At 40.0% G+C, this 26,142-nt stretch carries 18 protein-coding genes and 1 pseudogene; 11 read left to right on the plus strand and 8 right to left on the minus strand.

All coding sequences use genetic code 11. The features are described from left to right. Positions 1–38 precede the first annotated feature (38 nt). Positions 39–1,346: an L-fucose:H+ symporter permease gene (gene fucP / locus PSR9079_RS06675; RefSeq protein WP_145237450.1), complete on the minus strand. Its 1,308-nt coding sequence runs from the start codon at positions 1,344–1,346 to the stop codon at positions 39–41. Between the two features lie 288 nt (positions 1,347–1,634). Between fucP and PSR9079_RS06680 the strand changes: the two genes are divergently transcribed. The 6 genes from PSR9079_RS06680 (at position 1,635) to PSR9079_RS06705 (ending at position 8,222) form a co-directional block, all read left to right on the plus strand. After that, entirely contained in the window at positions 1,635–2,792 is a 1,158-nt protein-coding gene (locus PSR9079_RS06680; protein WP_220491209.1) for an ROK family transcriptional regulator, read from the plus strand. A gap of 462 nt (positions 2,793–3,254) precedes the next feature. Next, positions 3,255–4,220, plus strand: a complete 966-nt coding sequence (locus tag PSR9079_RS06685; RefSeq protein ID WP_149980852.1) for a carbohydrate kinase family protein — start codon at positions 3,255–3,257, stop codon at positions 4,218–4,220. Positions 4,221–4,389: 169 nt separating this feature from the next. Beyond that, a complete protein-coding gene (locus PSR9079_RS06690) occupies positions 4,390–5,904 on the plus strand; it encodes a cryptochrome/deoxyribodipyrimidine photo-lyase family protein (RefSeq protein ID WP_149980853.1) in 1,515 nt (504 codons plus the stop codon). After that, positions 5,894–6,046: a DUF2256 domain-containing protein gene (locus tag PSR9079_RS06695; RefSeq protein WP_149980854.1), complete on the plus strand. Its 153-nt coding sequence runs from the start codon at positions 5,894–5,896 to the stop codon at positions 6,044–6,046. The genes PSR9079_RS06690 and PSR9079_RS06695 overlap by 11 nt, the downstream gene beginning before the upstream one ends. Before the next feature lie 103 nt (positions 6,047–6,149). Beyond that, positions 6,150–6,704, plus strand: a complete 555-nt coding sequence (locus tag PSR9079_RS06700; protein WP_149980855.1) for a TFIIB-type zinc ribbon-containing protein — start codon at positions 6,150–6,152, stop codon at positions 6,702–6,704. Between the two features lie 375 nt (positions 6,705–7,079). Next, complete coding sequence (locus tag PSR9079_RS06705; RefSeq protein WP_149980856.1) at positions 7,080–8,222, plus strand: N(5)-(carboxyethyl)ornithine synthase; 1,143 nt, start codon at positions 7,080–7,082, stop codon at positions 8,220–8,222. Between the two features lie 80 nt (positions 8,223–8,302). Here the strand turns inward: PSR9079_RS06705 and PSR9079_RS06710 are convergent, their stop codons facing one another. The 4 genes from PSR9079_RS06710 to PSR9079_RS06725 form a co-directional block, all read right to left on the minus strand. Further along, positions 8,303–8,566: a biotin/lipoyl-containing protein gene (locus PSR9079_RS06710; RefSeq protein WP_149980857.1), complete on the minus strand. Its 264-nt coding sequence runs from the start codon at positions 8,564–8,566 to the stop codon at positions 8,303–8,305. A 28-nt stretch (positions 8,567–8,594) separates the two neighbouring features. Continuing rightward, positions 8,595–13,916 carry a DNA repair ATPase gene (locus PSR9079_RS06715; RefSeq protein WP_149980858.1) on the minus strand — a complete coding sequence of 1,774 codons (5,322 nt, stop codon included), beginning with the start codon at positions 13,914–13,916 and terminating at the stop codon, positions 8,595–8,597. An 81-nt stretch (positions 13,917–13,997) separates the two neighbouring features. Continuing rightward, positions 13,998–16,100 carry a flotillin family protein gene (locus PSR9079_RS06720; protein WP_149980859.1) on the minus strand — a complete coding sequence of 701 codons (2,103 nt, stop codon included), beginning with the start codon at positions 16,098–16,100 and terminating at the stop codon, positions 13,998–14,000. Between the two features lie 62 nt (positions 16,101–16,162). Then, positions 16,163–16,786 carry an OB-fold-containig protein gene (locus PSR9079_RS06725; RefSeq protein WP_246175498.1) on the minus strand — a complete coding sequence of 208 codons (624 nt, stop codon included), beginning with the start codon at positions 16,784–16,786 and terminating at the stop codon, positions 16,163–16,165. A gap of 279 nt (positions 16,787–17,065) precedes the next feature. Between PSR9079_RS06725 and PSR9079_RS06730 the strand changes: the two genes are divergently transcribed. Continuing rightward, positions 17,066–17,851, plus strand: coding sequence for a putative porin (locus tag PSR9079_RS06730; RefSeq protein WP_149980860.1), 786 nt, complete (start codon positions 17,066–17,068; stop codon positions 17,849–17,851). A gap of 64 nt (positions 17,852–17,915) precedes the next feature. On the opposite strand, the gene PSR9079_RS06735 is transcribed toward PSR9079_RS06730, so the two are convergent. After that, on the minus strand, positions 17,916–19,406 hold the full coding sequence (locus PSR9079_RS06735) for a dipeptidase (protein ID WP_149980861.1): 1,491 nt from the start codon (positions 19,404–19,406) through the stop codon (positions 17,916–17,918). 143 nt (positions 19,407–19,549) lie between these two features. Continuing rightward, positions 19,550–20,779, minus strand: a pseudogene (locus PSR9079_RS24145) (methyl-accepting chemotaxis protein); the annotation flags it as partial. 471 nt (positions 20,780–21,250) lie between these two features. Between PSR9079_RS24145 and PSR9079_RS06745 the strand changes: the two are divergent. The 3 genes from PSR9079_RS06745 to PSR9079_RS06755 all read left to right on the plus strand — a co-directional run bounded on the left by PSR9079_RS06745 (position 21,251) and on the right by PSR9079_RS06755 (position 24,104). Further along, complete coding sequence (locus PSR9079_RS06745) at positions 21,251–21,424, plus strand: DUF2986 domain-containing protein (RefSeq protein ID WP_149980863.1); 174 nt, start codon at positions 21,251–21,253, stop codon at positions 21,422–21,424. A 294-nt stretch (positions 21,425–21,718) separates the two neighbouring features. After that, positions 21,719–23,119 (plus strand): pre-peptidase C-terminal domain-containing protein, encoded by a 1,401-nt coding sequence (locus PSR9079_RS06750; protein WP_149980864.1) that lies wholly within the window; start codon positions 21,719–21,721, stop codon positions 23,117–23,119. Positions 23,120–23,246: 127 nt separating this feature from the next. Next, positions 23,247–24,104 (plus strand): AraC family transcriptional regulator, encoded by an 858-nt coding sequence (locus PSR9079_RS06755; RefSeq protein WP_149980865.1) that lies wholly within the window; start codon positions 23,247–23,249, stop codon positions 24,102–24,104. A gap of 64 nt (positions 24,105–24,168) precedes the next feature. Here the strand turns inward: PSR9079_RS06755 and PSR9079_RS06760 are convergent, their stop codons facing one another. Beyond that, positions 24,169–25,137, minus strand: coding sequence for a TDT family transporter (locus PSR9079_RS06760; protein ID WP_149980866.1), 969 nt, complete (start codon positions 25,135–25,137; stop codon positions 24,169–24,171). Positions 25,138–25,248: 111 nt separating this feature from the next. Here PSR9079_RS06760 and PSR9079_RS06765 point away from each other — a divergent pair, with 111 nt between their 5' ends. Then, a complete protein-coding gene (locus tag PSR9079_RS06765; RefSeq protein WP_149980867.1) occupies positions 25,249–26,127 on the plus strand; it encodes a LysR family transcriptional regulator in 879 nt (292 codons plus the stop codon). The last annotated feature ends 15 nt before the right edge of the window (positions 26,128–26,142 follow it).

A 26,142-nucleotide genomic window follows, 5' to 3' on the forward strand; every position in this document is an offset into this window, starting at 1 on the left:
ACACAAAACCGAGCCTTTAAGACTCGGTTTTGTGCATTTTAGCAAGGTGCAACATTATTAAATGTTCTAATTTTTGTTTTTAAATCAAATGCTGCATAACCAGCCACAATAATAAAACAGCCTGCTGGCACAATATAAGAAAAAGCGACACTGAAGGTATCAATAAATACAGCCTGTACCACGGGTACTATTGCTCCACCTAAAATAGCCATTACTAATCCGGCAGCACCTAACTTTGCATCATCACCTAAACCATGTAATGAAATTGCGTAAATAGTGGGAAACATTAACGATAAACAAGCCGATATACAAACTAAAGCCCAAACGCCACTTATAGTTGGCATTTGCACCATATATAAACATAATAGCGTCGCAATTACAGAGGTTGCCATTAATAGTTTTGCTGGTCTAATAAATCCCATAAGCCATGTCATCACAAACCGAGAGAACAGAAAAGTGATCATACTGTATTGCAAAAACGTTCCACCGGTCACTTCGTTTGTATCAAGTGCTTCCATAACGTATTGAATGGTAAAGGTCCATACACAGGTTTGCGCTGCAACATTAAAAAACTGCGCAATAACGCCAAAGCGATAATGTGTATTTTTAAATAATCGTTTAAAGGTTGCACGAAAATCGACATGCTTAGATACCTTTTTTTGCTTGCAAAAGTTAGGTGTTTTAGTAAATGCAATTGCCAGCCAAATAAGCACAAGTACGCAAGCCATACCCACATAAGGCACCATAACCGCATCTAGTTCAGCTTTTATTACCTGAGTTAGTTGCTCAGCGCTCATAGCTGCACGCTCATCTGAGGAAGCTATATTTAGGCTAGGTAAAATAAGGGTTGCGGCTAAAAACACACCGATATTAGTACCAACAGGATTGAAAGATTGCGCTAAATTTAATCTACGGGTTGCACTTTGCTGATTTCCCATTCCCATCACATAGGGGTTTGCTGAAGTTTCTAAAATAGATAGACCACCAGCTAACACAAATAAAGCGGCTAAAAAGAAGCCGTAAGTCATTGCTTGGCTTGCGGGATAAAACATAAATGCCCCCATCGCAGCCATGCCTAAGCCTGTCAATACTCCCGTTTTGTAAGAAAAGCGTTTATTTATATAAGCGGCAGGAATGGCTAAGCAAAAGTAGGCGCCATAGTAGCTAAACTGTACAAGTGCCGATTGCACTGAAGACATAGTAAATATTTTACTAAATACTTTAACTAACGGATCAGTCATATTTGCTGCAGCACCCCATGCTGCAAAGCAAAGTACAAGCAAAATAAAGGGAACCACCATCTCCTTAGAGACAAGAGGTGTTTTTGTATGTGTGTGTGTGGTCATTGCCATGTCTCAGTTGTTAACTTTGAGTAAAGCATTTAAACAGGTAAATATCACCTCGTCAATAAATCAACTATAGTTATTTATTACATTTAACAATACTTAATTGTACTCTGTCGTTAATTTAATATTAAATGATCAGCACAGTAATAAAACCAATGCTGTCGCCAAGTATGTCCGCTCAGTGTACAATTAGTTAAGTTATTCAAGACAATAACAGATTAGACAGGAATCATTATCAAAGCTAAAAACCCACGACTCGTCTCACAAGAAGGCCGAAGCCAATCCGGCTTGCGTGCTCACAATGAACGTCGAATTATGTCTTTAATTCGTCAACAAGGGAGTGCGCCAAAAGCCGAGATAGCACAAAAAACGGGTCTTTCTGCACAAGCCGTTACAGTTATTATCAATAGCTTAGAAGCCGAGTCGTTATTAATAAGAAAAGAGCCACAGCGTGGCCGTGTTGGCCAACCCACGATTCCGTTTGCCTTAAATCCTGATGGTGCTTTTGGCATCGGCTTAAAAGTTGGTCGCCGAAGTTATGATTTAACCTTAATTGACTTGGTCGGAAATATTCGCGCAACCTTAAATGAATACTGTGCCTACCCTACTGTAAATAGTCTGCTCACTTTTCTAGAAAAAGGTATCAGCGTACTTAAAATGAGCTTAAGTGACGAGTTAGCCGAGCGTATTCTAGGTATTGGTGTTGCAACTCCTTTTGAAATTTGGAATTGGACTGAAGAAGCTGGCGCACCAAAGAAAGTAATGAATGAGTGGAAGTCTTTCGATTTTAAACAAAGAATCAATCAGATCATCTCTCTTCCTGTCTATGTATGTAATGATGATACCGCAGCATGCTCAGCAGAGCTGAGCTTTGGCAACCCAGCTCGCTTTACTGATTTTTTATACATTTTTATTGGCACTTTTATTGGTGGTGGAGTCGTTATAAATGAAACCTTATTTACCGGTAAAAAAGGCAATGCGGGAGCTATTGGCTCATTACCAAGGCCTGTACTCAATAGTGAAGGCCAACTAACATCGCAACAGCTGATCATGCAGTCTTCGCTGTATATCCTTGAAAAAATGCTTAAAGATGATGGCTACAATACCGACATAGTGTGGAGTTCAAAAGAATATTGGGGAGATTTAGGCCCTGTTTTAGATAAATGGATAGATCAAGTTGCAGATGGCCTTGCCTATGCAGCACTGTGCTCACTGGCTATTTTTGATTTTGAAGCCATTGTGATTGATGGTGCAATCCCTATCAATGTAAGAGAGAAAATAGTATTAGCAACAAAGTCAAAATTAAGCCAAGCCGATCATCGTGGCATTTATCGCTGTGCCGTACAAAGCGGCTCTATTGGTGCTAAAGCTCAATCAATAGGTTGCGCTAACCTACCGTTAATTATAAACTTTTCTCAAGATAACGTCAGCCTTTCCCACAACTAGCTTCCAATAAATTTATCAAGCAGCCGGCGCTATTCGCCGGCGCTTTAATATCCTGGATTACCCGCAAATAAATTCAATTAAATAACTCCATAAACTTGTACAAAAAAATAAGTAATAATAGTTGATTTATTACTTTTAGTTCTCTACATTCTATTTACAAATTTGCCCAAACTGGTGAGGCGGGTTGATAAAACAGCAAGTTTTTAATCACACGCAACAAAAGCAAAAAATGGTTTAGGATTTGGGCACATAATCGTAACGGGTACATCTGCTCAAGAAAGAGTGAATCTATCAATGCCATTAACCCAGCTAAGTTAGCTGGCTTGATTCGAGAAGATACATAAAGCGACGTATTTTTTGACACCAAAATCAATAACTGTCTTGGTGGTCAAGGCTTAGATTTAACCAAAGGTATCGTTTAAAACGAGACGACACCCTGACAATTTTTATAGGAATAACGTAATGGAAGTAGTTGCAATTGGTGAAGCCTTAATTGATTTACTCTCAAATGATTGTATAGATAAAACAGTATTAAACAGCGAGCCAGGATTCACTCAATTTGCAGGAGGTGCGCCCGCAAATGTAGCTGTCGCCGTAGCAAAGTTAGGCGGTTTGAGCTCACTGCTTGGTAAGGTAGGCGATGATCCGTTTGGTCGTTTTTTAATAAAGGCACTCGATACACATAATGTTAAAACATCACATGTTAGCTTTTCTAAAAAGGGTAAAACAGCACTAGCCTTTGTCTCATTAGATGAAAGCGGTGAACGTACATTTGATTTTTACGATAAAGACGCCGCGCATTATGATTTGCAGATTTCCGATTTAACCCCCTCTTTATTTGCAGCCCCTAAAATAGTGAGCTTTTGCTCAGGCTCTTTAGCTAAGGCTCACATATTAAATACTACGTTAAATGCACTAAAACACTTTAAAGAAGCAGACTCGGTTACATGCTTTGATATTAATTTTCGACCTGCCTTTTGGGATGAACCACTTACAGCCCCATCCATTATTAATGATATAGCTAAAACGGTTGATGTTATTAAAGCAAGTAAAGATGAGCTGATAGCCCTGTATGGCATTGAGCATATTGAAACCACAATAAAAAGCTGGGTAGACAATGGCGTGTCATTGGTTTTAATGACTGATGGTGGCGAGCCAATTACATTTTCCTCATGCTCATTTAGTGGTACATATCCTTGTCCACCAGCGAATGTCGTAGATACCACAGCTGCCGGTGATGCTTTTGTAGGCGGTTTTTTATACCAAGTAGCTTCGCTAGTAAGTGATAAAAACGAATTTATTGATTGGGCCAATAATTTTGAAAAAGTATTAAAAGCAATCGACTTTGCAGCTAAGTGTGGCGCCTCAACTGTCGCAAAGTTTGGTGCATTCGACGCTTTACCAACGCAGCAAGACCTGTCTGCCTGAGCACTTACAATCAACCAGCCTATTTGTAACCTCTATTCTAACGACTAAAACTCATATTTTTAGTTTTAGTCGTCTAACAAAATCGCTTTTAAACTACTTTTACATTTAATACGTATAAAACTATTTATGCCTAATTATTTATAAACGATACGGTTTTGATATCACCAGTATGAAAGAAAAAATAAACATAGTCTGGTTTAAACGTGACTTACGCCTAAGCGATCATCAGCCTTTAAAAAATGCGTTTAGTAATGGCCTGCCCACACTATTAATTTATAACTTTGAACCTTTACTGCTTGCCGATGGGCATTACAACGAGCGGCATTGGCGCTTTGTCTATCAATCTATTGTTGATTTAAATACCCAACTAGCTCGCTATAATAGCCGCGTGTATATATTTAATGAAGACATGCAAACCCTACTTGAATCGCTTCACTCGCAGTTTGCAATCACAAACATGTTTAGCCATCAAGAAATAGGGCTAAACAACACTTTTGAACGTGATAAAACCATTAAAGCATGGTGCCAACACCATCATATTAACTGGTTAGAGTCGCCAACCGGGGCTGTGATACGTGGCAAAAAAAATCGCCACAATTGGAACGAACGCTGGCAACAAACCATGAAAGCACCTATTGCTATACCTAATTGGAAGCAAATAAAGCCACTCATCCTTACTGACTATAAAACCCCCAAGCTGCCTAGTGCCTATACGCAAGATAATGAACATTTTCAGCATGGGGGACCACGACTTGCCCGTGAAGTAATGCAAAGTTTTTTTGCTGAACGCGGTAAGGGTTATCAAAAAGGAATATCTAGCCCTAGTTTAAGCCGTACTCATTGCTCTAGACTATCGCCCTATTTAGCGTGGGGAAATATCAGCCTGAGGCAAGTGTATCAAATGGCGATTGACGCATACCATAGCACTTGTGCTGATAAAAAAGGTTGGCAGCGCCCGCTTGCTGCATTTGTATCTCGCCTGCACTGGCATTGCCATTTTATGCAAAAGTTTGAAAGCGAATGCAGCATGGAATTTAAAGCATTAAATCCGGGGTACCATGCATTTCCATATCGCGATGACGCACAAGTTACTAGCGATATTGAACGCTGGGCACAGGGGCAAACCGGTATTCCTATTATTGATGCCTGCATGCGCTGTTTAAAAGCCACCGGTTATATTAATTTTAGAATGCGCGCTATGTTAGTTAGTTTTGTTACGCATCATTTAAATATTAGCTGGCAACATGCAAGCCTGCCGTTGGCTAACTATTTTTTAGACTTTGAACCGGGGATCCACTACCCGCAAATACAAATGCAAGCATCGGTTACGGGCATTAATACTATTAGACATTACAACCCGATTAAACAATCTGAGGATCAAGACCCGAGCGGTGAATTTATAAAAAAATGGTGCCCAGAGCTTGAAAAGCTGCCTGTAGAATACTTGCATGAACCTTGGGAGCAAACACCCATGGAAGCATTATTTAACGACTTTAAACTAGGTGACGATTACCCTGCACCGATGATAGATTTAACCAAAGCGTCTAAAGAAGCGAGAGAACGGCTTTGGCAATATCGCGAACGTATTGAGGTTAAGCGCGCTATTCCTGCGATTTTAAAAAAGCATGTAAGCATCGCCCCTAGAACAAAAAGTACCAAGACAAACCATCACAATGGCTCATAAAAAACTAACTTTACCGCAAAAAACCTGCCCCACTTGCAAACGTGATTTTGCTTGGCGTAAAAAATGGCAGCGCGACTGGGATAACGTTATTTACTGCTCAGAGCGTTGCAAACGCAATAAAAACGAAGAGTCAACGCGCTAGCTAAAATTTGCAGTTAAACAGAACAAAGCTTTGTTATTGATTCTAAAAATACGGTAACATCATTGTTATTATTAATAATAAATAGCAATAATTAAGGGATACTATGAATTGTACAAGTTGTGGTAAAGGGTTACTTAAACCGAGTTTTATTGAAGGTCAATTTCGTTCGCACACATGCACGCACTGTAATGGCCACTGGATACTAATCGAAGACTTTGCAGCTTGGAAAGAGCGTAACCCAAACTTTGCATTTGCTGACAATATCTCATTCGAAGCCGACGCTAAAGACACTAAAAAAGCGTTAATTTGCCCAGTATCGGGGGTCATTATGCGTAAGTTTCGTATTTCATCATCAACTGACCACCGTATTGATTACAGCGCACCAGTAGGTGGGATCTGGTTAGATGCAGGTGAATGGGAATTACTAAAAGAAGAAGGCTTAGCTGGTACATTGAATGCAGTAGTAACACAGCAATGGCAAAACCAAATTAGAGAGCAAAGTACCAAGCAAAACTTTAGTGACATATATGCTGATAAATTCGGCGCAGACACTTATACAAAAGTGAAAGAACTCAAAACATGGCTTAATGCACAACCGCAAAAAGCAGATTTGAGAGCCTACCTAATGGCTGAAGACCCATATTCTGCAGAAAAGTAAGCTGCTAAAAAAGTGGGACTCGCTGTATCGAGTCCTTTCATCACAAAATACACCACAGTCATTGTACTTGTTTAATTTTCTTATTGCTGTGTTAACCGCATGCGCCACTGTTTTACTGTTATACTCAAATGCTAATACGCAGAAGCCAATCGCGGCGATGTCATATTTACTTTCAACTTGTCATTCTATGCAAGTTAACCACCTGATTTAAAACCGCTTTACATTAAAAATACTAATTTAGTAAATAACAAAACCCTTTACTGAGACCATTGTTTACAGTCAAGTGTTTCGCTTGCCTGAAAAACAGCCCACAGTTTGTTGGCGAAGTAGCATCATTCGTTTATGAACTCAGCATACTTTAAACAAGGCGATAGCATGAGTGAATTAACTATTGGCGTAATTGGTACGTCACGCAAGACAGATGAACGACGTTACCCTGTCCACCCAGACCACCTTAAGCGCATTCCAGAACAACTTAGAAAACAACTGATCTTTGAACAAGGCTACGGCGAAGCTTTTAATGTGAGCGATGCGCAAATAGCCGCATTAACCGGTGGTGTTGCAAGTCGCAGTGATATTTTAACCAAAATAGGCACCGTGATCATCGCCAAACCGGTGCTTGCTGATTTACAGGAGCTACGTGAAGGTGGAACCCTTTGGGGCTACGTACATTGCGTACAACAACGCGAAATAACCCAAGCTGCACTTGATAGAAAACTCACTCTCATTGCGTTTGAAGATATGTTTGTATGGTCGCCGCAAGGCAATGTTGGTCGTCATACTTTTTATAAAAATAACGAAATGGCCGGCTACTGTGCGGTGTTACACGCACTGCAGCTCAAAGGTATTGATGGACATTATGGTGATCAGCGTAAAACCATCATCTTTAGTTTTGGTGCTGTTAGTCGCGGTGCAATTTATGCACTCAAAGCCCATGGTTTTAGAGATATTACGATTTGCATCCAGCGCCCCGATCACGAAGTACGCGAAGAGATCCTCGACTGCCATTACGTTAAAGTTCGCCAAGGCCAACACGATGAAGCACGGATGATGGTGGTTGAACACGATGGTACGCAACGGCCACTAACGGAGCTCATTAGCGAAGCCGATATTATCGTCAATGGCACTTTTCAAGAAACTGCAAACCCAGTTAATTTTGTTATTGAATCTGAAGCGGACTGCCTAAAAGCAAATAGTTTAATTATAGATGTAAGCTGTGACGAAGGTATGGGGTTCTTTTTTGCTAAACCCACCACATTTGCAAATCCGATGTTTCGCTATAAAACCGTTGATTATTACGCGGTTGATCATACACCTAGTTATTTATGGGAAAGCGCAACACGTTCAATCTCAGCCGCCATGATTGTATACTTACCTACAGTATTAGCAGGCAAGGCACAATGGCAAAAAGATGAAACCATCCGTCGCGCGATTAATATTGAAGACGGTATAATCAAAAATACTGCGATTCTAGCGTTTCAAAAGCGCCAATTAAACCCGCCTTATAATGCACTTTAGTTAATAAACATAATTAGTTTTTCAAACATCAATAAACACGCCGAGCAGTTAATCCTGCTCGACGAGTTCAACTGTAAGAGTCATTGTTCTGATGTTGTTTGCTCACCAGCGACTTTTTCTCTCAGTTGCATCACCACTTGATCTGATATAGCTAAATCTCCTTGCTTGGCACTAAAGCTATGAACAACCCCGGCAGTGGTAGCAACCACTTCCAACACCACTTTATCAAAATCAACATCAAATAAAGTTTGGTCTCGTACTACGGCATCCCCCTCATTAACGTAAATTGCCGAAATCGTAGCCTTACCCATCATTCCTTGTAGTTCAGGTACTTTGATATCCATATTGCTTCCTTTGTGGTTAATTTAAATGCTATTTCGCGCCCCATGCAGCAATCAATTTTTCAAACTGAGCCTGCACATTGTTATTATTGATACCTTGAGTTTGTTGGTTAATTGCATTAACAAGCTCAGTAAATGACGTTTGGTTATTGTTACTGGTAACCGCTGCAGTTAGCGCATTCACAGCCTCTTTATTATCAAGGGCTGCAAGTTGCTCAATTAACGCCAGCAAGTGTGGCTGACAGTTATTACCAGCTATAGCACGGCTTAATTGCTCTAAACTTGCCATATAAGGCGTTTTCACAAAACCATTATCAAGCGATTGCGCTATGCTACTAATTGCTTGTTTATTATCTAAACCTTGAATATTCACACCAACACTTTGTAATAACTGGCTGTAATCGTGGCTTAGGTTGTTTTTACTGAGTTTACCGGCAATCTCTTCCAGTGATTGATGCAAATAGCCCATTTGCTCCACCGCCATCATCACCGGGCTGCCTGCGCCATCAAGTTTATTTAAACGTACAAAGTCACCTTTAATTTGACTAAAGCGCTGCTGCTGCTCTGCGCTTAAGGTGCCACGCAGTTCACCGAGTTTAAGTAAGTTCTCTTCAGAGCCTTTACTGAGTGTTTGCGCTTCACCACGATAATGGTCACAAATTAAGTTTTCTAGCTCTTCGTCATTCATGGCAGCAACGACTTTTTCTGCCATTTTATTCATATTACGGTAGCTGCCTTGCAATTTAAATGGCGGCTCTGTGCGATAATTATTATCTTGCGCGGCTGAGGCAATATACTGGGCGTTCACTTTTAGTACGGTATTACGAATAGTGATTAATCGGCTGAGTACCGCTTTAATTTCGTTAACTTCCGCTTGTGAATAGCCGTGTTCAAGCTCATTTAATGAAATATCTTCGCCTTGACACATCCGCACTAACTTATATAAATCTTCCATGTTACGGTTAGCCAATGGCGCTAATACTGCATTAGATGTTAGCGCATTTTCTATAAAGCTCATGGCAAACTCTTGCTCACACCCGGCTAAGGTATCGCCAAGATTATAAATATCGGCGCGGTTTGCCAACATATCAGGAATTTTAAAGCTCTCTCCAGATTCTGTATACGGGTTACCTGCCATCACTACGGCAAACTTTTTACCGCGTAAATCATAGGTTTTACTTTTACCGTTCCACACCCCGTCAATACGTCTTGAGCCATCACACAAAGAAATAAACTTTTGTAAAAACTCAGGGTTAGTATGCTGAATATCATCTAAATACAGCATCACGTTATTGCCCATTTCAAAGCTCTGATTGATTTTTGCAATCTCTTTTTCAGCAGTAGCATTAATGGCTTGAGCAGGATCGAGTGACACCTGATCGTGCCCTATCGACGGGCAATTTACTTTTACAAAAGTCAGCCCTAAACGGTTAGCAACGTATTCAACTAAGGTGGTTTTACCGTAACCTGGCGGCGAGATCAGTAATAGCATGCCCATTAAATCAGTGCGTTTGTTTTTACCTGCTGAGCCAATTTGTTTTGCTAAGTTATCACCAATAATTGGGAAGTACACTTTATTGATCAGCTGATTACGTACAAACGAGCTAAGTGGCCTGGCTTTAAATTCATCAAGTTGCAGACGCTCTTTTTGCGCCGCTAAAATATCACTGCGCAGTGCATGATACTGCTCAAAAGCCGGTACTTGCTCAGTGATGTATTTACGAGTTCTGGCATAAAACTCTGCATAATCAACATGTAAAGTTTGCTCTTGCACTCGTTTATGCTGCCCCATTAAACGCTCAACTTGGGTGTTTGGGGTGACGTCCAACACAGTGTATTTTAATGTTGTGGTGGCACTGAGATGCAAGTAGTTAGCCGCTTCCGCCTGCACCATCGCCGACACTTTAGGATTTTGCATGCAGTACGCATTAAGCCAACTTAAAAATAATAATGCCCGCTCATCAGTTTGCTTTACGTTTTCACAGGCCTGAGCAAGCTCGTTGCTATAACCTTTGGCTTTAGCGTCACTACTAAACTGTTCAGCTAAATTTTTAGCTTGCTGAGAAACGATAAATAACTGTTGCTCTGCCGTTTTTTGTTGCGCTAATTGTTGCACTAAATAAGCTGCGGCCAAGTCACTGGATAAATCAGCAAAACGTGCAGATAATTTGCTAACTTGAGTTAAAAAGACATTGATCTGTTCACTTAACTGCGCGGTTAACGTGCTGATAAAACTGGTTGCAGCAAAGTGTTTATCCATCAAAATAGCATTGCTCGCTTGATGGAAATATTCGTTCAGTTGTGCAGATGACAATTGCGCACTAAATAACTGCGCAATAATACGACAACTAGCCGGATAAATAAGTAAATCCAGACTATTTTTTTGCGTCAATAAGGTGTCAATAATCGCAGATGCGTCGTGATCGTGAATGCCTTTTTCATAACCTTCTTGATAGCGTGGTTCAGCAAATTTTTGCACCAGCTGCAATAACTGTTTATCTCGTTGTGCTTGCTCTAATTGCGCAAAAGTCAGCGAATGCTCACTGTTTTCACAAGCGAGCAATATTTGCGCCGCTAAATACTCACCACGATAAACCACCTCACTTTCCGAAACTAATGTTTGTTGCCACAAATGACGGCTTTGCTGTAACGTTTGTAAGCTTTTCTCATCTGTTATTGGCTCAAAATAATCAGTACCCGTTAAGTGCAGCATCAGCTGCTCGTCACGCGGCAATAAGGTTAAATCGAGTAATTGCTTATTAACACTAAAAGCGTGCTTACCAATACTGACTGTATTGCCGCCATCAGTGAAAATATCTTGTTTATCACGTAACGAACGTATGCCCTGATCTTTACTGGCTTTTAGCTTTGATTGGATATCATCGGCACGAATTTCATCGCCTAACTCTTTAAGCTCACTAGTCAATGCACGAAGCTTGCTGATCATAGGATCGGCGGCAAAATAAGTATTTAATGCATCAAGCTCAGTAAAGCTTTGCGCACGGCGGTTAACGCCTTGCAATATACGCTCGGCGGCATTGGCTAAATTCAATGCGCGGCGCTGACGGGTATCAATTAAGCTTTGTTTATGCGCTTCAAAGCTTTCATATACGTCATCACGTTTGGCAATGATCTCTGTAAGGTATTCGTCAAAATCACTAAATTGCGATTCCAGCTCTTCAAGCTGAATAAGCAAACGTGAAAGTTGCTCGTCACACGCCTCTGGGGTTTTAGCATTATTTAGTGCGTTGGTAATACTTTGCGAAAAAAGCTTAAAGCGTGCGGCAAATTCAGCTTTAGCTTCAACACTGCCAAGGCTCTTTTGGCGGATTTCAATACTCGCTTTAGCACGGTTAACCAACGCATAAACAGCACTGATATCTTCGAGGATTTGCGTGCGCACACGGCTGTCGTCGATGTCTAAATCAAGCATAGTGTGGTTAAGTAAATCCAGCTCTACACTTTGCGCATCTAACTGTGCGATATAGGTCTTCAGCTCGCTAACGCTTTCGCTTTTACTGCTTAGCTCTTCAAGCTCTTTAAGTTTTTCGTGGTACGGCGCCAGCGCGCTGTCTTGTTGTAAAAACGCAGCAGTTGCTTGGCTTACTTCCACCAACCGTGAATCAATCTCACTTTGTAAGTTATTCAGTGCAGCAATATCTATATATTTAATATCTTCAAGGCTTATTACTTGGCCTTTGAGCATTTTTAATGCATCAATACCTTGCACAAATTGCGGTGCGACTTTAAAGCTATCAGGACGTACTTCTCGGGTTACATCAGTGTATTGCTTATTAATATCCACCAAGGCTTGCTTGGCTTTGTTTTGAATCTCGGTGACTTTTTCAAACTCATCAAGTACTTGCTCAGCGGTTTCATTGATGCTGTGCAGGTTTTGTGCGATTTCCGCAAATTCGCTTTCGTTAAGCCAATGATAACGATCAAAGATATTCCGGCTAAGGGCAATTAAATCTTCGTAATGAAATAAAGTCGGGCTTTGCTCGCTAATGGCTTTACAGACACTGTATAAATCAGAAATACCGCGAACTAAATCGGGGTTACCTATTTTACCAAAAAAGCTAGTAAGTGGCGGTGCATTGGCTGCAAATTCAGCCGATACAAACGGGCTTTGCCAAATTTGAATCGGGTGTACTCGCTCCGCTTGGTCTTTATCGGCTTTAAAAGTCAGCGTTATACCATCGTTGTAAATAGCATAACCGTGACAATAAATTGGATTTTGCAGGTTTTTATCAATAATATTATAGGCAAATAGCGCGTAACGGCCTTCACTTGGCTCGTAAAACACGTATAAAACATCTTCGCCGTTCGGTGACTTTATATGTCGGTGAAATTCTAAATCTTCTATTTGCTCTTCAAACGAGCGTGCTTGCCCTGATTGTAAGTAGTAACCACCAGGAAAAATAATGCCGTGATCTTCAGGTAAAGTTACACATGCACTGCCGATTGCATCTTGGCGCATGACCTGCTGAGTGCGAGTGTTATAAATAAAGTAACGCCATGTTTTTTCGCGGTATGGGAGAATTTTTAGCAGCACTAAGTCGCCTACCAGCGCGTACTCAACTTCGCTGTCAGCAAGGGATTGGTTTTTATCATCAACAGCTTCTTGATAAATCCCTTCACCGGTGTCAGTGCTGTTTTCTATTTTAATGGTCAGTGAACCGCCTATGGTTTCAACAAACACTTGGTCGGCGATGTTGATATGAGCGTGGCGCCCTTCTATGTGGTTACTTCGGTCAGTTTTGAGCCATTCAAAATCATAGTCATGTGCGTGTTGAATATCACGCTCACCGCGGTTATCGATATAATTAATGGTGTTGTCTGGGTGAATTTCCCAGCGAAAAACCCGCACATCCGATAACTTGTCACCGATTTGGAATAGCGCAAATAGCTTGCCATTTTGTTGATATAAATGCTGTAGGCTGGTTTGTTTGTAGTAGGTATACAGTTCTTCAAAATCACGAATAAAACGACTATCGGTTAAAAAACGCGTTGTCTCTGGGTAAGGCTCAATTTCGTAATGGTCGTCTTGCTCCACCAACTTTTGTACACTAAATACATCACTGATTGCGGTTTCTTTTTTTAATCCCAGAAATACGTTGTAAGCAAAAATAACTTTATCGCCAATAATCACGATATCGCGCGGGGTACAATTTTGCTCCGTACGAACGCGAACACGCCCTTTTACTTGTAGATCAGTGCTACCAAACTCGTTAATACGCTGTGTATTTACATCATCTATTTGCGTTTTTAAACTAGCACCAAAATTATTTAAGCGGCGTTTAATTAAATCGTACGAGCCTTGTTCTAGCGCTTGTTGAGTTGCGTCCGTCATGAAACCTATCCTGAAATTTAATAGAAGTTAGCCGCAATAGTTAAACTATTGCGGCTACAACGAGAGAACTTAGAAATTAAGCTAGTCTTTTGGATCTAGTTTAATTTTCTCATCTAACCCACCACCTAAGTTACCGCCTAACATGCTTAGTAATTGGCTTTTTTCAGCCGCAGAGGTATTACTTAACTGCTTTAATAACTTACTCATGTTGAAGTTTTTAAGTGTTTCTGCTGAGCCATTCGCCCCAGCTAACACCCCTTTTAGGTCTTCAATTAAATTACGATCACCATTTAAGTGATCTTTAAATACGGTTTGTACGGTTTTACTTTCATCAACTAAGCCATCAATTGATTTACCTAAACTGATTGCACTCATAAATTGATTAAAGAACTGACCATCGCCGCCCATAATATTGATATCAGCATTACCTAAGGCTTTCGCCATAATGTGTGCTTGATGCTCGGCAATATCTTTGCTGGCTGAAATTTTTGCCAGTACTAGCTCTTTTTGTTGGTTAAGCTGCAGCGTAAAGCTTTCGTAATCGCGAGCATCTTGATCCATCGCATTCAAGGCTTGTAGCTTCTCTTCAAGGCCTTTTGCTTCGGCGCGCATCTTACGCTCTAGGTTAATCGCTTCCACTTCACCTTGTTTCTCATTCGCATCAGCCATGGCTGTTTGTACTTGCGCCTGAGATAAACCAATTTCACGGTTACCTTGTGCTTCAGCTTCAAGTTTTTGACGCATTACTTTAGCATCAGTTTCACCTTGAATTGCATTTGCTTGCGCCTTCGCTTTAATAACATCCGCTTCAGCAAGCCCTTTAGCAGCTGTTTCAACTTGTTGCGCATGCGCCAAAATCTTTTTCGATTCAGCTTGTTGATTAGCAATTCTAAGCTCTGCGTTGGCCATTGTTTCAAGCTCACGCGCTTTATATTCTGCGGCTTGCTCTTGCGCTTTTGCAGCTTCGATATCTTTTACTAATGACTGTTCGGCTTCGGCTTTGGCACGAATGATCATCGCACTCTTCTCGCGCTCTGCACCTGCGAGTACTTTCACATCTTTAATGCGCTCTTCTTCTTCAGCCACTGATTTTTCAACAATCACGCGATCACGCACTACATCGGCAATTTCTTTACGTTCTACTTCCAGTGCTTTTTCTTTATTGATGCGCAGGATTTCGGTTTCTCTTTCACGTTCGATCACTTCAATTTCACGTGAACGAGCAACTTTCTCTTCTTCAATACCCAAAACGCGTAATCGGTTTTGTTCGGCAATATCAAGCTCACGTTGCTTATTTTGCTCGCTAATGCCAATCGCTTCTTCTGTTTGAATGCGGGCCTGCTCTGATTTTAAGCGCTCTTCTTGGCGTACTTTTTCAGCTTCGGAATATTCGCGGGCTTTTACAGTTTCAATTTCGCGCACTTGACGTGACATGGCATCTTGCTTTTGGCGCTCAATTTCCAGTGACTTTTCGGTGGCTTCTTGATTTTGGATCTCAATTTTAGCGCGTTCATCACACTTCAATTGATTGGTAGATACATTTTGTACTGCGGTCATTTCAGTGATGCGGCGAATACCTTCGGCATCGAGAATATTTTGCGGATCGAGCTTATCAATTGACGTTTGTTCAAGGTAATCAATAGCAACATCTTCAAGTGAATAACCCGATAAATCTTGGCCAATCACTTCTTTAATATTATCGCGAAATTCATTTCGGTGAGTAAATAACTCAACAAAATCCATTCGCTTACCAACGGTTTTAAGTGCTTCTGAGAATTTCGCTTCAAACAATTCTTGCAATGTGGCGTGCTCTGATGCACGGGCGCAACCGACTTGCTTAGCAACGCGTAAAATATCTTCTTTGTTTTCGTTAACACGAATATAAAAAGTAATGGCGATATCTGCGCGAATATTATCTTTACAGATCAAACCGCCTTTATCTTTACGCTCAAGCACCATGCGCTTGGTTGAAATGTCCATCACTTCCATTTTATGGATCACAGGATAAACAATTCCGCCCGTAGTGGTGACATCGGGCTCGTTCTTCATTTTATTAATGATCAGTGCTTGGCCTTGCTCTACCTTGCGATAAAACTTGCCGATAATTAGCAAAATAGCAAAAATAACAGCGATTGCTATACCTACAAATGTCAATATAGGTATGAGATTATCTAAAAATTCCATGTTATGTCCTAACGTGATTATCGATTTATTATGTGTTACTTACCCCTAAATAAACTAGGGTATTACCAAGGTTTGGCGGTAATAATGTAACAGTGTTGCTCTTTGAGGTGTTCAAGCAACACCGCAGTGTCACCTGATGTAAATTGCTCGTCATTTTCAGCTCTAACTTCAAGTAACTGCTCAGTACCTTGAAATTTAACCCGTGCTTGGCCAAATGTATTGGTTACTTTGCCAGTGACAACAACACATTCTAAACCCAGTAAATCTGAACTTTGCGAGGTTTGTGCGCTGCTAAAAAAGCGCTGTAATGGCCGAGAAATAATGGCCGCAATTGGCATAGCTATCAGTAAACAAACGCCCTGCATTAGCACGCCAAAAATATAAAACCACATACCATCGCCTAACAAGTAGGCAAAAAACTTATGGGCATAGATGCTGATCAACCAGCTACTCATAACTACGAGACTAATAGATACAGTAATTGGGATGCCACCAAACCCCATGCTAAACCATGAACTCAAGCCTGAGCTTTGCGACGCATCGGCTTCAATTTCTAGATCTGATTCAAACATGTCAATATCAGCAAAGCCAATAAGGGTTATTAGCCAAAACAACATCACAACTAACAACAGGGCTGAAAAAATAACGGTGGGGAAAGTAAGCGCTAAGTTTAAAAATTCCATCATTACAACTATCCAATTTATTTTAAACGCAGTAGGCGATAAAACTTTTTATCATTTAGTCGCGTAAATGTTAAGTGTTTTATGGAAAATCAACGTTGTTAATATAAAAAATTGTAAATGAACGACTACTTTGAAACGTTAACTTAGCTTAATTAACGACTTAAGGGCTAAATTAATAGTCGAGTAGAACTAGCAATCAACATTAATTGGCTATAACATTCGCGCTTTATTTTTGTACCCATAGCAACGAAACTATATATAAATCGTCAAGAAAGGACACAAATGCGTTATTTTCTGCCTATTTCATTACTTGCGTTATCTTGCTCTGCCACTGTTAATGCGCAGCAGTCTGAAACTCGTCAATGGTTCAACTCAATTCAATACACAACCTTAGAAAATACAGGTTATGACTATGACACTATGTACTTATCGAGCCATTATTATTTTGCGCCGCAGCAAAACTCTGGCGTATGGGATGATTACGGCTACTTAGACACTGATTCAAATATCAAATTAGATTATTCCAATAATGATTTAGCCAACAGCTTTGGCGTATTTGGCGAAGGTTTTTACGGTAACTGGTTTGCAAACTTAGAATTTTCTGATTTGAGTGAAACAGATGATTACTCTGTAGGTGTTGGTTATTTATTTGCTGACGATCTAAAAGTATCTGTGCAAATGCAAGAGTTTGAAAATATCGACACGATCTATCGGTTTACAGCGCAATATAACTATCAACTTAATGATAGCGATTACCTAGGCCTTACAGCTAACACTGACGATGAATTAGAAATATGGAGCTTATCAACTCGCTATTTTGCACATCTTAATGCTGATAGTTATTTAGCTGTAGATGTTGCTTATCACTATAATAACTTTAATCCTTATATAACTAGCCTTGCAAATTATTATTTTAATCGCCATGTTGCGGTTGGTGCAGGTGTTGCTGATTCTAAATTATTACTTGAAGCTAAGTACTTCATTGATAGTCAATATTACTTCACTGCTAACTTTTTCGACAGAGCGGACGGTGAGGTATATAGCATTAAATTTGTCGCACAGTTTTAATAAGTAAAAAGTCAAAAACGCCGCTATTTAGCGGCGTTTTACTTTGTGTGTATGACAACCTAAGTTACATATTACCCAGCTTTATCATCATTGCTGTATACATTTTAAGGTTTAACTTAAGTTGCTCTAAGGTAATAAACTCATGCTCTGAGTGACCGGTGTAGCGCTTGCCTGGCATTGATGGCCCAAACGATACTGCATTATCAAATAGCTTGGCATTGGTACCGCCACCAATAGATACAAACCCAGCCTCTTGATCACCGGTAAAGTGTTTAAAAATATCTAACAATGCTTGTGCATGAGGTGCGCTGTCGAGCAACATTGGCGTGCCAATCACCACATCAACACCAGATAACTTTACGTTATTTCTCACCTGCCAATTACTCAGTGCGGTATCAATTTGCGTACGTAATACCGCTTCATCTTTACCCATTGGACGACGTAAATTCACTGCAAGTGTGAGTTCATTACCATCACGTTCAATAAGCGTTGGAGCTACTGTCATAGGTCCCATAAAGTCATGTTTATAAGCAATATCACCAAACTGTTTACCATGTATATCAAGACCAATTAGCTGATTAATAAACGCAATTGCTTGGCCATCACTGTTATTCTCAAGCTCAATACCTTTAAAAACTTCTGCTAAGTAAGCAATAGCGTTAACCCCAGATTCTGGCTCTGATGAATGAGCAGACAACCCTTTTACGCTGATAACAACACCATCAGCTTGCTCGCTAAAGTTAAATTCCACAGCGTTAAGAGCACTCGCTGCATGTTTAAGTTTGCTGACTAACGCAGTATCGGCGTTATGTAACACCACACTCGCATCTTCTGGTATTTGGCTTTTAAAAGCGCCGCCAGTAAGTTCACTTACATACACTCCTGTTTGTGCTGAGGTAGCATTAAACGTTGGTGCAATTAAGCTCCAACCTTTTTCCGCGACAACCACCGGGTATGACGCATCAATAGTAACCGCATATTTAGGCTGCTGATAGCTTTTCATAAACTCTTCAAGCGGACCCCAATCAGATTCTTCAGCTAAGTAAATCATCAACTCAATACGATTATTAAGTGTGATCTGTTGATCTTTTATAGCTTTCATTGCATATAAGGCGGTCGCGATAGCACCTTTATCATCTTCTGTTCCTCGCGCAATTAATTTACCTGGCTCTGAGGTACTATCTATTTCAAACGGGCTTTTTTTCCACTTACTTGCGTTGGCAGGTTGCACATCGCCATGGGTTACTATGGTTACTTTATCTGTTTGCTGACCCATACCAATTAACACTGTATAACCTAAATCTTGGTAATCAAAACCAAGTTCAGCAGCTTTCATTTTTAATAAAGCTTTAAAGCCAATAAAGTCGGTATTATCAGGAGTATTGATGCCGTCTTTATTAACCGTCGGGAATGATACTAAATTAGCTAAGGTATGAATTTGCGCACTTTGGTAGGTATTTACAGCATAATCAGCAACGCTGTCATTAATCTTATTTAATTTTGCATGTGCGTTAAAGGCCAATAAAGCGATACTAGCTAAAGCTAATTTTTTCAAAACAAGTCCCATTCAATTAACAACTAAGAACCACAATTATAACGCTCTGGCTTAATAACGAACAATGCTTTGCGATAGACCGACAACTTATTATTAATAAAACATAGAGCAAAGCAGCTAGGTAAAAAAAGACTGTAAGAAACTTAAGGTTTCATCTGATCAACCATTTCAACAAAACGTTTAACCCCTTGCGTAATTTCACTTAGCCCTTGAGATACTTCTAAAATACTTTCTTGCCCTTCGTTTGCAATACCAGTGACAGATCCTAAAAGTTCATCCATTTGACTTATCAACGCTTGAGTTTGCTCAACGACACGGCCTATCTCTGCTGTCGATTCTGCGGTATTACTTGCAAGTGTGCGCACCTCATCAGCAACGACAGCAAAGCCACGTCCAGCTTCACCAGCTCGAGCAGCTTCAATTGCAGCATTAAGTGCAAGTAAGTTTGTTTGATCTGCAATAGATCGAATAGTAACCACAATATCAACTATACTTTTAGACTGTATTTTAAGCTCTTTCCCTGTTGCCGTTGCATTATTAACTCGTTCAGCAATGTTTTTTGATGTTTCAACAGCTAAGCCTAAAATATTTACTGCATTGGAAGTTACTTGACTGGTTTCCTCTGAAATAGTCGCAGCTTGATCAATCGTGTTAAATGCTAAGTTAACGCGCTCTGTTATGTCTGATGCAAACTTAATAACTTTATATACTTTACCGTTTTCATCAAAGATTGGATTGTAAGTTGCCTCAAGCCACAAAATGCGACCATCTTTGCTAAATCTCTTAAAACGACCTGAATTAAATCGTCCCTTACTAAGGCTCTGCCAAAACTCTGGATTTTTAAGATAAAACTCTTTATCACAAAATATTTTATGATGTTTTCCTTTTACTTCTTCAAGTGAATAATGAACGGTTGATAAAAAGTTTTCATTAGCATCTAAAATATTCCCTTGTGTATCAAACTCAATGACTGCTAACGATAGATCTAACGCATTAAGAATTGCATCTTTGTTTTTCAACACATTATTTATAGTCGTGATGTCATTGGCAATTTTAATAACTTTACTTACGCTGCCATCATCTTCAACAACTGGAAAATAATTTGCTTCTAAATAAATAGGAACCTTAGTTTTTGTAAAACGTAAAAAAGTACCACCAAATGATTTACCCGCACTTAAATCTTGCCAGAAATGGCGATAGTCCTCAGAATTTACATAGTCTGAATCACAAAATATTTTATGATGTTGGCCAACAATCTCACTAAGCTTAAACCCCATTACATCTAAAAAATGTTTATTTGCATCAACAATGATGCCATCCACTGTAAAACTAATAAAAGCTATATTAGATTTAATTGCATTTAGCTCTTTTTGAGCCTGAGAGGTCATTGGGTCAGTTTGTTTAGGTTTATCTAAAACAGCATTCTTTGACTTAAAAAACATCATTTTATCCTTTGACTATATCATTCTTATTAGCTATTTAAATCATAGAATTAACAACACTACTCTTTAACAGCCACACTTTAATTGTGACTACTATTCACTACCATTTAGTAACAAAACTCAATAATATCTAATAGTTGAGAATTTTAAAAAGAGCAAGATTAGTCATCAAATTAGTAAGGGGTATTACAGAAAACGCAGGAGATATAAACGATAATATTATAGGGATAGTTGAGTTTCTAAAATAAATGAGCTATCAGTAAATCTTGTTACTTTTGAGCAACTAAATTTTTAATGTGTTAGAGCATTTAAAATGCCCACATAACAAACATTTTATAAATTTATTAGTCATATTTGCATACAACGAAGTATAATGCGCATCTTAAAATTATGGGGTCGATCATGAATCGCAGAAAGAAAATCGTTACAAAGTTTAATAACAAAGATAAGCGCGCAAATGCAAAATTACATAAAAGTAATAAGCCTGCTTATGTGTCTAAAGCTGAACGTGAAAAATTAGCATTACTGGCTCAAGAACAACAAATAGAGTCTATAAACGATGAAACATGTTTATAAATCAATAAAAACAAAAGCTTGGAATGAAAGTAAAATAAAAGTTAATAAATGGTTGCAAGTTGAGCACCTAACTGTAATATTGAATATTCAGCAACAATGCTGAAACACACCAATAATCACTTAGGAGGCATAAATGAACAAACTATTTATTATCACTCCTAGTGCTCCTCAAGAATGTTCTGTCAACTATCATTTAAGTGAATGGTTCGACGAATAAAAAAACCTGAATAATTTAAAAGCAATAATGCCTCGCAGTAGGAAGGCTTCTATGTAATTAAAATTCAGGTAACAATAATGAAAAGAAAACTCTCAATTCTTAATGGATCACTAGCCGCGTGCATGTTTTTTTCGTTTGCAAGTAATGCTTGTTTAACAAACGAAGTTGAATCAAACGACACTGAAAGCAATGCAAATACCCAACTTTGTAGTAATACCACCGTTGCAGGCTCGTTGAGTCGCAATGATACTGATTGGTTTAGATTCGAACTAACGCAAACCGGACCTATTGAGGTCAGCCTTGAGCACAATACTAACGATGATTTTGACTGGGCATTATACCAAGAAACAGGATCTGCTGTTGCCGAAGGGGCGACCAGTAATGTTCCAGAAACAGGCAGTTATAACGCGCAATCAACGGGTACTTATTATGTAAAAGTAACGCGTTACTCCGGTACAGGTTGGTACGATTTAACGGTCAATTTTGGTGAAGGTAGTAACACCGGTGGCGGAAGTGGCAGCGGTGATTGTGGCTATAGCTCTCGCCCTGCAAAGCCAGGTTCATTACAAGCATATTTACAAGGTGGCAGTGCTGATTCATGCAGCACATTAACAGCTGATCAAGGTGCTGTATTACTGATGGGTGGTGGCAGCGATGTTGATCAAGCATTTAGTAATCGCGTTGCTAACCATGTTGGCAGCGGTGCCGATGTTGTTGTGCTTAGAACCTCAGGTACTGACGCCTACAACGATTATTTACTGAACTTAATGAATGCCGACTCAGTAGAAACACTGATCATTGATACTCGCAACAAAGCGAATGATGACTATGTTGACTGGGCTATCCGCAGCGCCGAATTTGTATGGATTGCAGGCGGTGACCAATCAGATTATCTTAATCAATGGCAAGGTACAAAAGTACAAACCGCTGTGCAACACGTTTTTGATAAAGGCGGTGTCGTTGGCGGAACGTCTGCAGGCATGGCATTAATGGCAAACAGCGTGTACGACCCAGATGGCGTTGCTGGCGCAGTATCAGATGAAGTAGTCACTGACTTTTGCCACGAAACACTTAACTTCAGCAGTCGATTTATTGATGTGCCTGTATTAAACAACAGCTTAACCGATACGCACTTCCAAGAACGTAACAGAATGGGGCGCGCCATCGTGTCTTTAGGCCATCACAGCAATCAGTATTTTTCTATTGCAGCCAGTGAGGCAACCTCACTGTTCATCGATGCCTCTGGTACAGGTGTTGTTGACGGCAGCAATGAAGTTTACATCTTTAAAGAAACCGCTAATACGCAAAGAGTGACATTGCAATGTGGCAGTGCTGTTAACTATCAAAATATTAATAGAGTAAAACTACTACCTGGTGATAATTACAATGTGGTTAGCCACGCTCATAATGGTGTGCAACTAGACGTGAGCATTAATGGTAATAACAACAACTTCTATTCCCCTATCAATCCTTATTAATCCCCCAGTTAAGAGCCCTTTGGGCTCTTTTTTATTTAAAAAGCAACTTGAGCAATTTCAATCAGGCAGGCATTCTCTTACTTTGTCACACTGACGCCACTTCTGAATAAAAGCATAACGAGTAACTATGAAAAACACGCACCTACAGCGCATCCATCATGTCTGTGATTATATAAACCACCATATTGATGAGCCACTTACATTAGATAGTTTAAGTGCCGTTGCCTATTGTTCTAAATTTCATTTTCATCGTTTATTTATCTCAATAATGGGGGTAAGCGTTACTAAGTACACGCAATTTGCTCGCTTAAAGCGCGCCTCTTATCGGCTTGCTTTTGAGCATCACAAACGCATTATTGATATTGCATTAGAGGCAAGTTTTGAAAGTCCTGAAGCTTTTAGTCGTGCTTTCAAACGTGTTTTTGCTCAATCCCCAACTCAATTCAGAAGCACACCAAACTGGCCACATTGGCATGCGCAGTTTGACTTTAAAATACCTGAATTAAAGGTTAGTAATATGAAAGTAGAAATTGTTCACTTTGCACCGCAAGCTGTTGCGTTGCTTACCCACAACGGTTCGGCCACTAAGCTTATGGAAACAGCCGCGCAGTTTATTAAATGGCGAAAAGAGTCAGGCTTATCACCGGTAAAAACCAGTGATACTTATGGCATCCCTTATAGCGATCCTGCGGTGACTGACGACAACGATTTTCGCTTTGACTTCGCCGGCAGCGTCAAGCAACCAATTAGCGATAATCAATATGGCGTAAGAAATGGTGAGATCCCGGCAGGTCGCTGCGCTTTAGTCAAGCACTTTGGCAGTCATGACACTATCAGCGACACTGTTTATTATCTATATCGTCAATGGTTACCAAACAGCACTGAAGAAGTTAGAGATTTTCCGTGCTTCTTTCATTACTTAAATCTCATTCATGAAGTAGATGAGTGTGATTTAATAACTGATATTTACTTGCCGCTAAAATAATAATTAACCGCAGAGGCAAAATCTCATTATTGCCTCTTCGTTCTGTATTCATACTATTACAATTTCACACCTTCAAGCCGTTTAAAGCCAAGGAACTAAAATAATGCGTATAACGGATCGCTACATAGCCAACCACAGCGCTTGCTACTAGCAATTCAACTACCGCTAAATGATGTATTTGGTTTATAAACTGTACATCAACATTCATAGTTAGCATCCAATCCGCGAGTTTAAATAACGCCGTAGCACCAATGACCATGGGAAAGGTAAATGCAGCAAACCCAGGGCAAAACCTGCGGCGTAGTAATTTAAAAAATGCCGTATAAATAATTAATGTCATTAGTATGGCAATACCAAATAACCCTCCAATTATCACTGGCGACGGCTGGGTCACTACAGTGAAATACCCCGCCAACGATAAGCTTGCCGGCGCCGCTAATATAGCTAATGTGGGCTGTGCAGCATCAGGAATTTGCTCAGCAAATATTATCCGATAAATCATTAACGGCAACATAACTGCGTACATTAACATGCCAAAATAAAGTGCCCCTTGTGCTAAAAACATCAGTGCTGGGTTACCCGAGAACGCGACATCGGCAACAATAATACCCACAGGTGGTACAAACCAACTTGGCACCATGTGCTCAATTTTAAATTCACGAACACGATGAATAACAAAGCTCAATAAAAATCCTAAGTGCAATAAAAATGCGCCTACCCAAAGCACATCCCCTGCTAATGGATTACAGTGCCCTAACGAATTAGATACTACCAACGTTGCCATAGCAAAAGTAGGCACAACGCTACCTACAACAGGGTGCGCTAAATCGGCTTTTAGTAATTGCGGGTGCAGTAAAAATTTTAAGCCAAGTATTAATAATAATACGCTCGCAATTGCCGCCCCAGTGTATTGCGCTGCGCCATTTGCATTAAACATGTTTTCCCAAGCCCAACCAAGGCTGGCTATGCCTAATGCTAATCCACCCATTGGAGTAGGTGCGGTTATTACTTTGGCTTTTATATAATTAAACATGTTTATACTCCACACTCACTGTTTATCTTATAAAGAAGTTTAACCTTGCATTTTGTTTAGTTAAATCTAATTATATAGAACACATGTTCATAAAAACTAAACATAAAACTCATGAATATTTCTCTTAAACAACTTAAAGTGTTTGTAGGTATTACTCAGCATGCAACACTTACCGCAGCCTCAGAGCGGCTTTATCTATCTAAAGCGGCACTCAGTATGGCGCTTAGCGAGCTTGAAAAGCAGTTAGGTCACCCACTGTTTGACCGAGTAAATCATCGCTTAATTTTAAATCAAGAAGGGCAAAAATTACTGCCCTTAGCCGATGAATTACTGCACAGAGCAAATGATATTAATACGCTTTTTTCGCCCCAAGCAAAAGCCAGCGGCACCTTAAAAATAGGTGCCAGCGATACCATTGGTAATCATGTGTTGCCCTTTATACTCAGTGGATTTCGCCAACAACAGCAGCATTATTCACAGCAGGTTTTTATTTCAAATTCTGAACTTATTTGCCAAAAACTGCGCGATTTTGAGCTCGACATTGCACTAATAGAAGGCCAAGCCCAGCAAAGCGACTTAGTCTCAACCGTGTTTAGTCAAGACACCATGTGCATTATTGCACCGCTATCCCACCCTTTAGCTGCAAAATCACAGCTTAGTTTTAATGATTTAACAAACAGCGAATGGGTATTAAGGGAAGCTGGCTCTGGTTCACGCTCATTCTTTTTACAAAACCTTGCTACGCATATCGATAATTGGAGCCAAAGTTTTGAACTCAACACGACAGAAGCACTGATCAACAGCGTTGCTGAAGGGTTAGGGCTGGGGTGTTTATCGTCACTCGCGGCACAGTACGCTTTACAAGATGGCCGCGTTACGCAGCTTAACTTAAACCACCCCATGCAAAGGCAGTTTTGGTTGGTGATGCATAAAGACAAATACAAAAATCCGTTGTTAACGCAGTTTATAGATTTTTGTGTTCAGCTGTAATTTAGCCATGCTAAA

Origin of the sequence: Pseudoalteromonas rhizosphaerae (assembly GCF_902498845.1) — a bacterium.
Classification (GTDB): Bacteria; Pseudomonadota; Gammaproteobacteria; order Enterobacterales; family Alteromonadaceae; genus Pseudoalteromonas; species Pseudoalteromonas rhizosphaerae.